Annotated in this window: 12 protein-coding genes, 1 pseudogene and 1 CRISPR repeat array; of the genes and pseudogenes, 3 read left to right on the forward strand and 10 right to left on the reverse strand. The window is 66.9% G+C overall.

Features of this window, described 5'->3' with window-relative positions; translation table 11 throughout:
* Positions 1-9 precede the first annotated feature (9 nt).
* From MEU52_RS17235 to MEU52_RS17245, 3 genes are all read right to left on the reverse strand, one after another.
* Positions 10-270 (reverse strand): hypothetical protein, encoded by a 261-nt coding sequence (locus MEU52_RS17235; RefSeq protein ID WP_238123311.1) that lies wholly within the window; start codon positions 268-270, stop codon positions 10-12.
* A gap of 119 nt (positions 271-389) precedes the next feature.
* Entirely contained in the window at positions 390-665 is a 276-nt protein-coding gene (locus MEU52_RS17240; protein ID WP_238123457.1) for a hypothetical protein, read from the reverse strand.
* A gap of 267 nt (positions 666-932) precedes the next feature.
* Entirely contained in the window at positions 933-1,208 is a 276-nt protein-coding gene (locus MEU52_RS17245) for a hypothetical protein (RefSeq protein ID WP_238125022.1), read from the reverse strand.
* A 269-nt stretch (positions 1,209-1,477) separates the two neighbouring features.
* Between MEU52_RS17245 and MEU52_RS22035 the strand changes: the two are divergent.
* A pseudogene (locus MEU52_RS22035) lies at positions 1,478-1,939 on the forward strand (CRISPR-associated endonuclease Cas3''); the annotation flags it as partial.
* Positions 1,940-2,290: 351 nt separating this feature from the next.
* A CRISPR array of direct repeats spans positions 2,291-2,860; the repeat unit is 32 nt; unit sequence GTCGCTCCCCATGCGGGAGCGTGGATCGAAAC.
* 120 nt (positions 2,861-2,980) lie between these two features.
* A complete protein-coding gene (locus tag MEU52_RS17255) occupies positions 2,981-4,021 on the forward strand; it encodes an Lnb N-terminal periplasmic domain-containing protein (RefSeq protein ID WP_238123309.1) in 1,041 nt (346 codons plus the stop codon).
* Positions 4,022-4,044: 23 nt separating this feature from the next.
* Here MEU52_RS17255 and MEU52_RS17260 read toward each other — a convergent pair whose 3' ends face one another.
* A complete protein-coding gene (locus MEU52_RS17260) occupies positions 4,045-4,968 on the reverse strand; it encodes a LysR family transcriptional regulator (RefSeq protein WP_238123308.1) in 924 nt (307 codons plus the stop codon).
* A gap of 134 nt (positions 4,969-5,102) precedes the next feature.
* Between MEU52_RS17260 and amaB the strand changes: the two genes are divergently transcribed.
* Positions 5,103-6,629, forward strand: coding sequence for an L-piperidine-6-carboxylate dehydrogenase (gene amaB, locus MEU52_RS17265; RefSeq protein WP_238123307.1), 1,527 nt, complete (start codon positions 5,103-5,105; stop codon positions 6,627-6,629).
* 103 nt (positions 6,630-6,732) lie between these two features.
* On the opposite strand, the gene MEU52_RS17270 is transcribed toward amaB, so the two are convergent.
* From MEU52_RS17270 to MEU52_RS17295, 6 genes are all read right to left on the reverse strand, one after another.
* Positions 6,733-7,305 carry a hypothetical protein gene (locus tag MEU52_RS17270; RefSeq protein ID WP_238123306.1) on the reverse strand — a complete coding sequence of 191 codons (573 nt, stop codon included), beginning with the start codon at positions 7,303-7,305 and terminating at the stop codon, positions 6,733-6,735.
* A gap of 52 nt (positions 7,306-7,357) precedes the next feature.
* Positions 7,358-9,388, reverse strand: coding sequence for an alkyl/aryl-sulfatase (locus tag MEU52_RS17275; protein WP_238123305.1), 2,031 nt, complete (start codon positions 9,386-9,388; stop codon positions 7,358-7,360).
* A gap of 472 nt (positions 9,389-9,860) precedes the next feature.
* Positions 9,861-10,967 (reverse strand): CaiB/BaiF CoA transferase family protein, encoded by a 1,107-nt coding sequence (locus MEU52_RS17280; protein WP_238123304.1) that lies wholly within the window; start codon positions 10,965-10,967, stop codon positions 9,861-9,863.
* A gap of 36 nt (positions 10,968-11,003) precedes the next feature.
* Positions 11,004-11,384: a PaaI family thioesterase gene (locus MEU52_RS17285; RefSeq protein ID WP_238123303.1), complete on the reverse strand. Its 381-nt coding sequence runs from the start codon at positions 11,382-11,384 to the stop codon at positions 11,004-11,006.
* Positions 11,385-11,437: 53 nt separating this feature from the next.
* On the reverse strand, positions 11,438-12,604 hold the full coding sequence (locus MEU52_RS17290) for an acyl-CoA dehydrogenase family protein (protein WP_238123302.1): 1,167 nt from the start codon (positions 12,602-12,604) through the stop codon (positions 11,438-11,440).
* A 46-nt stretch (positions 12,605-12,650) separates the two neighbouring features.
* Positions 12,651-13,790 (reverse strand): acyl-CoA dehydrogenase family protein, encoded by a 1,140-nt coding sequence (locus tag MEU52_RS17295; protein WP_238123301.1) that lies wholly within the window; start codon positions 13,788-13,790, stop codon positions 12,651-12,653.
* Positions 13,791-13,799 lie beyond the last annotated feature (9 nt).

Below are 13,799 nucleotides of genomic sequence, written 5' to 3' on the forward strand. Positions count from 1 at the left end.
TTCGTTTTGCTAAAATATGCGACCGCACATATCTATTCTTACAATAGATTCACGATCATCATATTTTATTATAACAACATAGTAATTATTATACACCATACTTGTTGTGTATTTTGATGTGTTTTCAATGCTAACGCTGCAGCAATTATCTCCAAATACATCTAAAAATTCCTTTGGATTATTTATCTTTTTTTTCCATATTACATATCCACCATATTCAAGGGACAGTTCGTTTTTTATTGCGATGTCTATCATCTCTGAATTCGACATATTTCGCACCTCGCACGAACCGTCATAGCATCCGCCCAGTGTCATGAGCGCGATGGCGCAGGGAATTATTCTGAACTTTTCATGTTTTATAAAATATTTAATATATACCAATTTCTCCACTATCTCTCCCTCCCAAAATCATGCCGGTACCTCAGGATGGGCGACAGCAGGTACTCGATCAGCCGCCGCTGGCCCGTCTTGATCTCCGCAGTCACGGCCATGCCCGGCTCGATGGGGCGAAAGCCCTGTTCGGTCTCGATGCCCGTTTCGGTGACGGAAATGTGCGCCACATAGGCCGGCTGCTGCGCCTGCCGCTCCGCCTCGTCATCGGCCCCTCCCGCCCGCGGCGCGCCCTCGCCGCCAGTTCCCTCATATAACAGCTCATGTGCCGCCAACCACCGCACGTCGGTCAGCGGTTGTCGCAGGTCTTGCGTGGCACCGCGACAGGTGGTGAGCACGCAAACCGGAAGCGGGTATACGCTCGCATTACGGGGGCGTCGGCTCTGCAGGCAGATCCGCCCTCTCGAGATCGAGAGATGCCGCACGCCATCTCAAATGACGCCCCCCCGGCTGGGCGCAGGACGGCAGATGACGCGGCGGCCTGGTGGAACGCAGGCTTTGGACTTCGGCGCCCCCAGGCCTTCGTCAAGCTATTGGCCGCGTCAAGATATTGCCCACGACGATCTCGCTTCTTTGACACGCCAGTTCGCGAACGCCCGTATCGGCCCCTCGCTCAAACGGATCGGCGCCGGCAGGATGAGGCAGAAGGTCTTTGAGATCGGCATGCCGTCGGGCCAGGGCGCGACCAGGCGGCCTGCCGCCAACTCGGTTTCGATCTCGCGGCGCGGCACCAGCGCGACGCCCGATATGACCATGCGCTTCGCGTGCGTTGACGGCAACGAGAGGCGACGCCATGAGGCGGTTCCGGTCTTCTGCAAGGCTATGGCGTCGGTGTCGTTCTCTGTCTTGTCGCCTTCGGCCTGCAGACGTTCCCGCGACCCCACCCATCAGGCCGAGACGTGAGAAGCCGCAGCATGAGCGCGCCGCCGTGTCGCTTTCGGCCGCGGGCATGAGAGGTCAGCTGGCGTCCGAGCGCCGATGACGGGCTTCCCCTGTTGGAGCAGGTGGCGGCACGGGCATCGGGAATTGCAACGCCCCCCACCTTCGCGTCATTGTTCCGGCCTGAACATCGCATGCATGGACACCCATGGCCGACGCCTATGCCCATTCCCTTGCCGACGCGCCCCTGGATCAATGGGAAACACTGGCCGATCACGGCGCCTCTGTCGGGGCACTCGCGGCGGCGTTCGCCGCGGACCTCGGATGGGCCGAGGTGCTGCGTCTTGCCGGGCAGTTGCACGACATCGGCAAGCTCTCGCCGGAATTCCAGGCCTACATCACCCATCAACGGCCATCCGGCGGCGACCACTCCTCCGCCGGTGGACGGATCGCGCTGGACCGGTATGGCCCGCAGCTCGGCAAGATCCTGGCCATCATCATCGCCGCGCACCATGCGGGCCTCGCCGATGACGCGGACCTGGCGCGGCGCATGGAGGCGGCCAGGCAACGCATTCCGGGTGGCTGGCAGGAGCACACGGGCCCGCTGGCGGAGCGCGCGCAGCTGGCTCCGGATCAACCACCGCCGACCGGCGGCCCGAAGGGCTTCGCCGTAAGCTTTCTGGTGCGCATGCTGTTCTCCTGCCTTGTGGATGCGGACTTCATCGCCACCGAGCGCTTCTATGCCCGCGCCACCGGCACGCCGGTGGCGCGCGGCGGTCACCGGGCGCTGTCCGACCTGCGCGATCGCCTCCGCACCTTCATGGCCGAGACACGCGCCGGTGCCGCCCCCACGCCGCTCAATGCATTGCGCGCAGACATTCTCGCCCACGCCCTGGACAAAGCGGCGCTCTCGCCGGGACTTTTCAGCCTCACCGTGCCCACCGGCGGTGGCAAAACCCTCGCCTCCCTGTCCTTCGCCCTCGAACATGCGGTGCGACACGGCCTCAAACGCATCATCTATGTCATCCCCTATGCGGGAGCGTGGATCGAAACGCCGTCGAGTTCGAGAGTGCGGCCTATGAGGGTGGTCGCTCCCCATGCGGGAGCGTGGATCGAAACAAGGACGGGTTCCGCGTCGTAGATGCGTGATCCCGTCGCTCCCCATGCGGGAGCGTGGATCGAAACTATCGAGTTCCCAGAGAGGGGACAGTATGAGCTGGTCGCTCCCCATGCGGGAGCGTGGATCGAAACAACTGCACGGCGGTGGAGAGACATCGCCGCGAAAAGGTCGCTCCCCATGCGGGAGCGTGGATCGAAACTCCCCCCCGGTCAGGCGTGTGATGGCCGCCTCCATCAGGGGGTCGCTCCCCATGCGGGAGCGTGGATCGAAACCATATGCCGTTGCATGGCGGAAGAGTGCTCACTGGTCGCTCCCCATGCGGGAGCGTGGATCGAAACATGGCCGATCTGGTGCAGAAGACTGGTGGGAGCCAGTCGCTCCCCATGCGGGAGCGTGGATCGAAACTGCCGCAGATAGGCGATCGCCTCGTCGAACGTCCGTCGCTCCCTACACGGGAGCGTGGATTGAAACGTCTCCGTCTGCGCCGTGATCCGCGACCCGGCGGTTCGACGGTGGGATGCCATCGGCCGGGCCCATGATGCGGGGCTTTGCTGTATAGCAGGCGCGAAACGGCGGAGCAGAGGGCTGGAGATGGGTCTGAGGTTGACGGGGACGCTGCGGCGTGCCCTTGCCGGCGCGGCGCATGTTCTGGTGGTGGCGTGCGGCCTCTATCTCGGCCTCGCCATCCATTATTGGATTCCCTGGCCCTCCGCCGCGCGGCAGATCGGCAGCATCGCCTTCCCCGTGCTCATCTGGGCGCTGTGGTTCGTGCCCGGCCGCTGGCGGCGCCGGCGCCGCGTCGTCGCCGGCGCGGGCGTCGTCCTGCTGTTCGCGGCCTTCGTGACAAAGGAACCCGCGCCGCAGGACTGGATCGCGCTCCAGGCCCACAATCCTACCGCGCAGATCGATGGGGACATGGTCACCATCCATCATTTCCGCGATGCGCTCCACCGGCCGGGCGCCGCCGCCGTGCCGCGCTGGACCACCGCCACCTTCGACCTGAGGCACCTCACCAGCGCCGACCTCATCATTCAGCCGTTCGGCCAGATGAAGGCGCTGGCCCATGTGATGCTGTCGTTCAATTTCACCGACGGCCGGCACGTGGTGGTGTCCATCGAGGCCCGGCAGGCCAAGGGCGGCAGCTTCGATGCCCTCGCCGGCTTCTTCCGGCGCGACCCCATCTATCCCGAGATCGGCACCGAGCGCGACCTCATCTGGGCCCGTCTCGCCCGCACGCCGCCGGACGAAGTGCAGATCTATCCCGTGCATGCGGACCCCGCCGCCGTGCGGCTCTATTTCGAGCGGCTGCTCGCCTTCATCAACCGTATTGACGCGCGGCCGATCTTCTATTCCACCCTGCGCGAGAGCTGCATGACCACGCTCATGAATCTCGCCCCTGAAAGCTTCGCCGCGGTGCCCTGGCACGATGTGCGCCGCTGGATCCCCGGCTACGCGCTCAGCCTGTTCCAGCAGATCGGCCTCGTGGACAACGGCCTCGATCCGGAGGAAATGGCCCGCCGCCATGGCGTGCGTGAGGGCATCCGTTCGCCGGAAGCCTTCCCATCGGATGCCGCCTGGAGCGCCTATCTGCGCGCCGAAATCCGCATGGGCAGCCTAGTGCCGCGTCCGTGAGCGTGCGTGCCCCCGGCGGCGGGCTACGGCGCGGCGCCGGGCACCGGGCGGCGGGGTGAGACCTGGGTCGCCAGCCACTCCCGGAAGGCCAGGGCCGCCGCCCGCTGCTGGCGGCCTTCCGGCTGCACCACATAATAGCTGTTGTCTGTGGTCATCGGCCTGTCGAAGACAATGCGCAGCGCGCCCTCCGCCAGTTCCTGCTCGATGAGGTAATCGGGCAGCAGGGCGAAGCCCAATCCCGCCAGAGCGGCGGCGATGATCATGCCGAACTGGTCGAAGCGGTTGCCGGCGTAGGCGCCCAGGCCTTCGCCCGCATGGGCCTGGAACCACTCGGTCCACAGCTTCGGGCGGGTGTCGAGATGCAGCAGCGGCCCGCGCCGCAGGTCGCCCGGCTGGGCGATGTCCGTCGCGGCCAGCAGGGCCGGGCTCGCCACCGGAACGATCACCTCGCTGCACAGATAGCTGCAGCTGGCACGCGCCCACACCGGCTGGCCATAATGAATGGCCAGGTCGAAATCCTCCGCAGCGAGATCGAACGGCGCCCCGCGCGAGGCGATGTTGAGCACCGTGCCCGGATGCCGGCGCAGAAAATCGGGCAGGCGTCGCGCCAGCCAGCGGCTGCCGAAAGTGGGCAGGGTGGCGATGGAGAGCACCGTCTTGCCATCCGAGGCCGCCAGGGCCCGCAGCACCACCTCTTCGGTCTGTCCCAGCAGGCGCGAGACCTCCGGCAACAGGCTGCGGCCGGCATCGGAGAGCACCACACGCTGGCGCACCCGCTCGAACAGGGCCACGCCCAATTGCGCCTCCAGGGCGCGGATCTGCCGGCTGACGGCGCTCTGGGTGAGCTGCAGCTCGGCCGCCGCGCGGGTGAAGTTGCCGTGGCGCGCGGCACACTCGAAGGCCTGCAGCACGGCCAGATCGGGAACCAGTCGGCGGCTAAGCTTCATTCCCCACTCACATCAACTCAGTCGAAATATGCGCAATCCCTCGGCGGCGCCTTCCCTTATCATGAAGGCTGAGAATGATCGATCGCGCCAGCGCCGCCGATCCGGCGCCGGGCGCCTGACCATGGAGACGCGAAGTGTCGAATGCCGTCGATGTGACGTTGGAAACGGCCACCCTGCTCGACAGCCTCGGTGTCGCGCGCGCGGCCTGGACCGGCGGCGACAGGCCCTCCTTCAGCCCGGTGAGCGGCGCGGAGATCGCCCGCTTGCCGACGGTCTCACCGGCGCAGGTGGATGCCGCCATCCGGGGCGCCCATGAGGCGTTCAAGGCGTGGCGTCTGGTGCCCGCGCCCAAGCGTGGGGAGCTGGTGCGGCTGCTGGGGGAGGAACTGCGCGCCGCCAAGGCGGAGCTCGGCCGGCTCGTGTCCATCGAGGCCGGCAAGATCGCCTCCGAGGGCCTCGGCGAAGTGCAGGAGATGATCGACATCTGCGATTTCGCGGTGGGTCTCTCGCGCCAGCTCTACGGTCTCACCATCGCCACCGAGCGCCCCGGCCACCGGATGATGGAGACCTGGCACCCGCTGGGGGTGGTGGGCATCATCTCCGCCTTCAACTTCCCCGTCGCCGTGTGGTCGTGGAATGCGGCCCTTGCCCTGGTGTGCGGCAATGCGGTGGTGTGGAAGCCCTCGGAGAAGACCCCGCTGACGGCGCTGGCCACCCAGGCGATTCTGGAGCGGGCGCTGGCCCGATTCGGTGCGGCGCCGAAACATCTCAGCCAGGTGCTGGTGGGCGACCGCACCGTCGGCGAGGCGCTGGTGGACCATCCGCAGGTGGCGCTGGTCTCCGCCACCGGCTCCACCCGCATGGGCCGGGAGGTGGGGCCGCGGCTCGCCCGGCGCTTCGCCCGTTCCATCCTGGAGCTGGGCGGCAACAATGCGGGCATCGTCTGCCCCTCCGCCAATCTCGATCTCGCGTTGCGCGCCATCGCCTTCGGCGCCATGGGCACCGCCGGCCAGCGCTGCACCACCCTGCGGCGCCTGTTCGTGCACCGGAGTGTCTATGACCAGCTGGTGCCGCGCCTGAAGGCGGCCTACGCCAGCGTGTCGGTGGGCAACCCGCTGGAGACCTCCGCCCTGGTGGGCCCGCTGGTGGACCAGGCGGCATTCGATGCCATGCAGCGCGCCCTCGAGGCCGCCCGGGCCGAGGGCGGCCAGGTGACCGGCGGCACGCGGGTGCTGGAGGCCGGCGCGGAGCGCGCCTATTATGTCCGGCCCGCGCTGGTGGAGATGCCGCGCCAATGCGGCCCGGTGCTGGAAGAAACCTTCGCGCCCATCCTCTATGTGATGGCCTATGAGGATTTCGACGCCGTACTGGAGGCCCATAACGCGGTGGCTGCGGGCCTGTCGTCCTCTATCTTCACCCTCGACCTGCAGGAGGCCGAGCGCTTCCTTGCCTCGGATGGCTCCGATTGCGGCATCGCCAATGTCAATATCGGCACCTCCGGAGCCGAGATCGGTGGTGCGTTCGGTGGCGAAAAGGAAACCGGTGGCGGCCGCGAATCCGGCTCCGATGCCTGGAAGGCTTATATGCGCCGTGCCACCAACACGGTAAACTTCTCCCAGGCCCTGCCCCTGGCCCAGGGGGTGTCGTTCGACATCGCCTGACACCTCATCGTCTGACATCCTGGACGGGGGTGCAGGCACCCGCGCCCCTGCTGCGGCCCATCGGCGAGGTGGGCACCGGCGAGGTGGGCACCGGCGGGGGAGCCTACTGGCCGACGGGGGCGCGCTCCAGGGCCGCGCTGAGGATGCGCTGGGCGGCCTCGTCCCCATCATCGGCGAACTGCAACAGGCCGGCCTCGCGGGCGGTCTTAACCGTCAGTTTGCCGCTGAGGATCGCCGCAAGCACGGCTTCGTCGGACAGCACCACCGCTTCGCCGGCACCCGCCGGCGGCGTATGAACCTCGACGCGGGCCCCCTCGGGGCCGACCGTATATTGCGCCCACAGGCGCGAGCGCACGAACACGAAGGCAAAGCGCCAGCCGTGCGCCGCGGCAAAGCGGGGGGCCACCCGCGTCAGCCGCTCCTGCAGTTCCTGCAGCTCGCGCACCGCGCGGCGATACTCCTGCCCGGGAAAGCCCGGCAGGCCCGCCGGCGCCGGCGGCAACATCCCGTCGTTCTGGGCCCGGTTCAGCGCAACGGCGACGCCCAGCGAGCGCGGATGCACCGCATCGAAGGTGTCGCTCGAGAGGCCGGGGTGATAGCCGCAGGCGCGCGCGGCACCGGCACCCGCGGCAAGCAGCGCCGCGCACAGCATCACCAGGACGGATGGTGTCTTCATCTCGGCCTCACGAAACGGCGGGATGGGGCCCCCGCGCCCCATCCCTTCGAGTTCAGTTCTGCGTGGCGACGGGCGTCACGATGTTGAACCAGAACTCGAACTTGTCGAGCATGGCGAGCAGTTCGCCGAGCTTGTTGGCATCGCCCTGCACCACCACGCTGCCCGCCGACACCTCCTTCTCGAAGGTGGTCTGGCCGAGCAGGATGTCGTCCAGCTTCGCCCGCGACAGCGCGATGGTGGCATCGGCGTCGGGCACCTGGTAGCCGGCGATGTGGTTGAGGGCGGAGTTCTCCAGCTCCAGCACGTATTGCTGGTTGGTGTCGGTGAAGTTCCAGTTGATCTTCATCACCTTGCCGGCCGCCTTGTCGCCGTTGAGACGCATGGCGGCATAGTCGAACAGGAGATCGAGGGTCATGGAACGGATGGTGTCCGGGCTGGCGGTGGAGGGCGCGCCCAGCTTGGCGACCCCTTCGCGCAGCTCCTTGGCGCCGCTCAGGTAGAAATTGCGCCAGGGGCCGCTCTCGGCCTGGTAGCCCATCTGCTCCAGAGCCGCGGCCTGCAGCGCGCGGGCGGCCTTGTTGCCGGGATCTGCATAGACCACATGGTTCACCACCTGGGCGACCCAGCGATAATCGCCCGCGTCATAGGACGCCTTGGCCTTCTTCAGGATGGCATCGGCACCACCCATGAATTCCACGTATTTCCCGGCGGCGATCCGCTCGGGATACTGGTGCAGGGTGGCGGGATTGCCGTTGAACCAGCCCAGATACCGCACATATGTCGATTTGACGTCGTGATTGACGGTACCGTAATAGCCGCGGGCCGACCAATCCTTCTGCAGCCCCTCCGGCAGGTTCAGCATCTCCGCGATCTCGATCATGTGGTAGCCATGATTGGCGAGCCGCAGGGGCTGATCATTGATGTAGCGGTAGAGATCGCGCTGGTTCTTCAGGTGCTGCACGATCTTCTTGTTCCCGGTCAGCGACCAATGGTGCGGCGCGAACAGCACCTCCACATCGCCACCCCAGTTATAGAGAGCCTCGTTGAGGTATTTCGACCAGGCCAGCGGATTGCGGATCTTCGCACCGCGCAGGGAATAGGTGTTGTGCAGCGTATGGGTCGCATCCTCCGCCGTGCACAGGGCCTTCAGCGACGGGATGTAGAAAAACATCTCCGCCGGCGCCTCGGAATCCGGCGCCATCCAGAACTCAATGGTCAGGCCGGCGATCTGCCGCTTCTCGCCATTCTGCTTGATGGTGTCGGTGGGCGGAATGAGGGTGACGGTGCCGAACGAGGTGGTGGGGCCGAGGCCGGCGCCCACCTGCCCGGTCGGGCTCGGCGGCAGAAGGTTGCCATACATATAGGAGGCACGCCGGCTCATGGCGTTGCCGGCCATCACATTCTCCGAGACCGCCGCGTCCAGGAAGCCCTCCGGCGCATAGATCTTCACCTTGCCGGACTTCACGTCGTCTTCCGAGACGACACCCCGCACGCCGCCGTAATGGTCCACATGGCTGTGGGAATAGATCACCGCCACCACCGGCTTCTTCGGCCGGTGGGCGTAATAGAGCTCAAGGGCATATTTCGCCGTCTCTTCCGAGATCAGCGGGTCGACGACGATGATGCCGTTGCTGCCCTCGATGAAGGTGATGTTGGACAGGTCTGCCGCCCGCACCTGATAAATCTTGTCGGTGACCTTGAAGAGGCCGCCGAGCATGATCAGCTGGGACTGCCGCCACAGGCTGGGATTCACCGTATCCGGAGCGGGCTTGCCCTCGCCGATGAAGGCGGTGAACTGGGACAGGTCATAGACCGGCTGGCCCTTGCCGTTCTTGATCACGCCATTGTCGGGCAGCGGCGCGATGAAGCCGGCCTTGGCCTCCTCGAATTCCTGCATGTTGGCGAAGGGAAGCTCGGTCAGCAGCTTGGCGTTGGCCGCCTTGGTGGTGGCGCTGGCCGGCTGGCTCCCCGCCTGCTGCGCCGCCGCGGGCACGGTGGCGATGGCCAGGACCAAAGCGACGCCTGCGGCGCAGCTCACGCCTGCCCGGCGCTTCAAGGGGCTCGTCGAGAGTGTCCGTGTCATGGCACCCGCCTTCCCTTCCGAACTGAATCGCCTGCCGGATCCTGCCACCCTCTGCAGCGGTCCGAGGCGCCCGGGCCCCCTCCGAGGCCGCGAACGGCATCTGTGACGCTGTGTCAATCATACGCCGGCACAAGACCTCGCCCATAGCGATCAATCCCGCGCACGACATCAACCCCAGGACGCAGCGCACCATCGGCGGGCCGACAGGCCGACAGACCCGCTCTCGTGCATCCACGAGGCCGTAATTGAGCCCAGATCCGCAGGGGCAGCTTGGCATTTCACGTCAGTCGGGCGACCGGACGCACCGACGCGGCGCGCGATGACGGCGCGCAATGGCCGGGACGCTGCGAAGCGGGGCGGCGAGCGAGCCAGCCGTGCACGCGCACGCGCCTCGGGCGGGCGGGCGTCAGCGTGACAGCCTGCCCTCAGGCCGGCACCCGCGTGCACCCGGGTCCGGCGGCGTCCTGACGGCTCAGAGGGAAGGCGGCGTCCACTGCGCCAGCAGGTCCTCCGGCACGATGGTCACACCCATGGGGCGGTCGGGCACCTGTGATGGCGTGGCGGAGAAGCGTGGGGCCGGCGCGGCCTGCCAGAGGCCATCGCGATCGATGAAGCTGCCGCGCGCGCGCAGGTGCGGGTGAGAGGGGGCCTCGTCGAGGGCCAGCACCGGGGCGACGCAGGCATCGCTGCCCTCGAACAGCGCCGCCCATTCCTCCCGCGTGCGGCTCGCAAAGACCTCGGCCATGCGTGCGTGCATGGCCGGCCAACGGCCCCGGTCCCACTGCTGGTCGAACAGCGGCTCCTCAAGCCCAGCCCGGCGCCGCAGCTCCGCGTAGAATTGCGGCTCGAGAGCGCCGACGGCGATGAACTTGCCGTCGGCGCAGCGATAGGTGCCGTAGAAGGGCGCTCCACCGTCCAGCGAGTTGGTGCCCGGCTCGCCCCATTTGCCCAGCGCCGCCTGAGCGTGGAACAGGGACAGCAACGACACCACGCCGTCGCACATGGCGGCATCCACCACCTGGCCCCGGCCGGTGTCGCGAGCATGCACCAAGCCGGCCAGAACCCCCATCAGCAGGAACATGGTGCCGCCGCCATAGTCGCCCACCAGGTTCAGGGGCTGGGTCGGCCGCCCCTCGGCGCCGCGAATGGCATCGAGGGCGCCGGTGATGGCGATGTAGTCGATGTCGTGGCCGGCGCTGGCGGCGAGCGGCCCCTCCTGGCCCCAGCCGGTCATGCGGCCGTAGATCAGCCGCGGATTGTCGGCGAGGGCAATCTGTGGGCCGAGCCCCAGCCGCTCCATCACCCCCGGGCGAAAGCCCTCCAGCACCACGTCGGCGGCCGCCATCAGCGTTCGCGCGTTCGCGCAATGCGCGGCCGCCTTCAGATCGAGCGCGATCCAGCGGCGGCCGCGGCTGACGATCTGGCGCGGATCGGTGGGGATGGCGCCGGGACGGGCGATGCACACCACGTCCGCGCCCATGTCGGCCAGCAGCATGCCGGCCAGGGGCACCGGGCCGATGCCGGCGAATTCGATCACCTTCAGGCCGGCCAGAGGGCCGGCAGCGGGTTCGGACACCATGGGAACTCCCGGTTCGGCCGGCGGTACGCCGCGCGCTCACGCCTTGGCGGGCAGGGTCTGGAACGTGCCGAGGGCGGTCGCCAGAAGGGCGCCCTCGGCATCGCGGCATTCGGATTCGATGGTGAGGGTGCGCCGCCCGCCGCGCACCCGGCTTTCCGCCACCACCCGGCCGGACCGCACCGCCCGGATGTAGTTGATGGTCATGGACAGGGTCACCACCGTGCCGCGCGCGCTGCCTTCGGCGCCGAGGCCGGCGGCGATGCCGCTGGCGGTATCCATCAGGCTGAACAGGATGCCGCCATGGGCAATGCCCAGCCGGTTCAGGTGCATCTCGTCCAGGGTCAGGGTCAGCTTGGCATAGTTCGGCTGCCGCTCCACCTGGGTGATGCCGAGCAGGCGCGGAAACGCCCCCTCCATAGGGATTCCATCGGGCATCCCATCAGTGGCGCCATCCGGCGCGTCCGCGGCCATCAGTGGGTGGCAGCGTAGTGCTTGATCATGCTCTTGGCGATGATCAGCTGCTGAATCTGGCTGGTGCCTTCATAGATGCGCAGCAGGCGGATATCGCGATAGAGCCGCTCCACCGGATATTCGGCCATGTAGCCCGAGCCGCCGTGGATCTGCACCGCCCGGTCGGCCACCCGGCCGGCCATCTCGGTGGCATAGTATTTGGAGCAGGAGGCGAGCATGGGGGCGGCGCCCTCGCGCTCATAGGTGTCGGCGGCGGTCAGCATCAGGGCCTTGGCCGCGGCGTGTTCGGTCTGGCTGTCGGCCAGCATGGCCTGGATCAGCTGGAATTCGGCGATGGGCTGGCCGAACTGCCTGCGCTGCATCGCATAGCCCAGCGCCTCGTCGATCATCCGCTGGGCCGAGCCGATGGCCATGGCCGACACGTGCACCCGGCCGCGATCCAGCACCTTCATGGCGGTCTTGAAGCCCTTCCCCTCGAAGGCGGGCCCGCCGATGATGCAGCTTTCGGGAACCCGGCAGTCCTCCAGGATCACGTCACAGGTGCGGGTGCCCTTCTGTCCCATCTTCTTGTCCACCTTGCCGAGGCGGACGCCGGGGGTGTCGGCGGGAATGAAGAAGGCGGTGATGCCGGCGGCGCCCTTCTCGGCCGGATTGGTGCGCGCCATCAGCGTGAACACCGAGGCCCGGGTGGCATTGGTAATGAACCGCTTGGTGCCGTTGATGACGAAATGGTCGCCATCGCGCCGGGCGCTGGTGCGGATGCTCTGCGCGTCCGAGCCCACATCCGGCTCGGTCAGGGCGAAGGAGGCGATCATCTCGCCGCTGGCGAGGCGCGGCAGATACTGCGCCTTCTGCTCCGCAGTGCCGTCCATGACCAGGCCCTGGGCGCCGATGCCCACATTGGTGCCGATCAGCGAGCGGAACGACAGGGAGGCCTGGCACAATTCCATGATCACCCGCGCCTCCTGGGTGATGGACAGGCCCAAGCCGCCAAACTCCTCGGGGATGGAGAGGCCGAACAGGCCAAGGTCCCGCATCTCCCGCACGATCTCCGCCGGGATCTCGTCTTCCTGCTCCACGCGCCCCTCATTGGGCATGAGGCGTTCGCGGGTGAAGCGGCGGACAGTCTCCAGCAGCTGCTCGAAAGTCTCGGTATCCACGGCCATGGGGGCCTCCCTGAAGTCTTTGTCGTTCTTGTGTGATGACTGGCGATCAGAGGGTGCGGGCGATGATCTCCCGCATGATCTCGTTGCTGCCGCCATAGATCCGCAGCACCCGGGCATCGGTCCAGGCGCGGCCGATCTCGTATTCGGTGGTGTAGCCATAGCCGCCATGCAGCTGCAGGAACTCGTCCAGCAATTGGCCGAGCAGCTCGGAGCCGGTGAGCTTCACCATGGCCGCCATCTCCGGGCTCAGCTTGCGCTCCATGTGCAGGGCCAGGCAGTGATCCACGAACACCCGCAGCATGGTGCCCCGCGCCTTGGCGTCGGCGAGCTTGAAGCGGGTGTTCTGGAAATCGAACACCGACTGGCCGAAGGCCTTGCGCTCGCGCGTGTAGTCGATGGTCGCCTGCAGCATGGCCTCGATCATGGCGGCCGAGCGCACGCCGATCACCAGCCGCTCCTGGGCCAGCTCGTGCATCAGATAGGAGAAGCCCCGCCCCTCCTCGCCGAGCCGGTTGGACACCGGAACCCGCACCTCCTCGAAGAACAGTTCCACCGTGTCCTGCGCATGCTGGCCCACCTTCTCAATGGAGCGGCCCTTGGCGAAGCCGGGGGTGTCCTCGTCCACCAGGATCAGCGAGACGCCCTTGGCGCCGGCGGCGGGATCGGTCTTCGCCACCACGATCACCACCCCGGCATTGGCGCCGTTGGTGATGAAGGTCTTCTGCCCGTTGATCACATAGTGGTCGCCGTCGCGCCGCGCCGTGGTGCGCACGGATTTCAGGTCGCTGCCGGTGCCCGGCTCGGTCATGGCGATGGCGCCGATGATCTCGCCGGCCGCCATCTTGGGCAGGTAATGCTGTTTCTGCGCCTCGCTGCCGTAGCGCAGGATATAGGGCGCGACGATGTCGGAATGCAGCGAGAAGCCGAGGCCGGAGGCGTTGGCCCGCGCCAGCTCCTCGATGACCACGGCGGAATGGCCAAAATCGCCGCCGCCGCCGCCATACTCCTCCGGCACGTTGCACAAAAGGAAGCCGAGCCGGCCGGCGTCGCGCCACACCTCCTTGGGCGTGATGTGGGCCTTTTCCCATGCGTCATAATGGGGCCGGACCTTCTCCTCGATCCAGCGGCGCACCTGGGTGCGCAGGTGTTCGTGATCCTCGCGGAAGACGGTACGCATGGTGTTCATTCCCCGTTC

The sequence above is a fragment of the Xanthobacter sp. NM-25 genome (assembly GCF_022138605.1).
GTDB lineage: Bacteria > Pseudomonadota > Alphaproteobacteria > Rhizobiales > Xanthobacteraceae > Xanthobacter.

Excerpts from the sequence above, each read along its gene's own strand:
- MEU52_RS17255 (WP_238123309.1), top strand. The coding sequence starts at position 2,981 with ATGGGTCTGAGGTTGACGGGGACGCTGCGGCGTGCCCTTGCCGGCGCG.
- MEU52_RS17270 (WP_238123306.1), bottom strand. The coding sequence starts at position 7,305 with ATGAAGACACCATCCGTCCTGGTGATGCTGTGCGCGGCGCTGCTTGCC.
- MEU52_RS17260 (WP_238123308.1), bottom strand. The coding sequence starts at position 4,968 with ATGAAGCTTAGCCGCCGACTGGTTCCCGATCTGGCCGTGCTGCAGGCC.
- MEU52_RS17280 (WP_238123304.1), bottom strand. The coding sequence starts at position 10,967 with ATGGTGTCCGAACCCGCTGCCGGCCCTCTGGCCGGCCTGAAGGTGATC.
- MEU52_RS17275 (WP_238123305.1), bottom strand. The coding sequence starts at position 9,388 with ATGACACGGACACTCTCGACGAGCCCCTTGAAGCGCCGGGCAGGCGTG.
- MEU52_RS17295 (WP_238123301.1), bottom strand. The coding sequence starts at position 13,790 with ATGAACACCATGCGTACCGTCTTCCGCGAGGATCACGAACACCTGCGC.
- MEU52_RS17235 (WP_238123311.1), bottom strand. The coding sequence starts at position 270 with ATGTCGAATTCAGAGATGATAGACATCGCAATAAAAAACGAACTGTCC.
- MEU52_RS17290 (WP_238123302.1), bottom strand. The coding sequence starts at position 12,604 with ATGGCCGTGGATACCGAGACTTTCGAGCAGCTGCTGGAGACTGTCCGC.
- MEU52_RS17285 (WP_238123303.1), bottom strand. The coding sequence starts at position 11,384 with ATGGAGGGGGCGTTTCCGCGCCTGCTCGGCATCACCCAGGTGGAGCGG.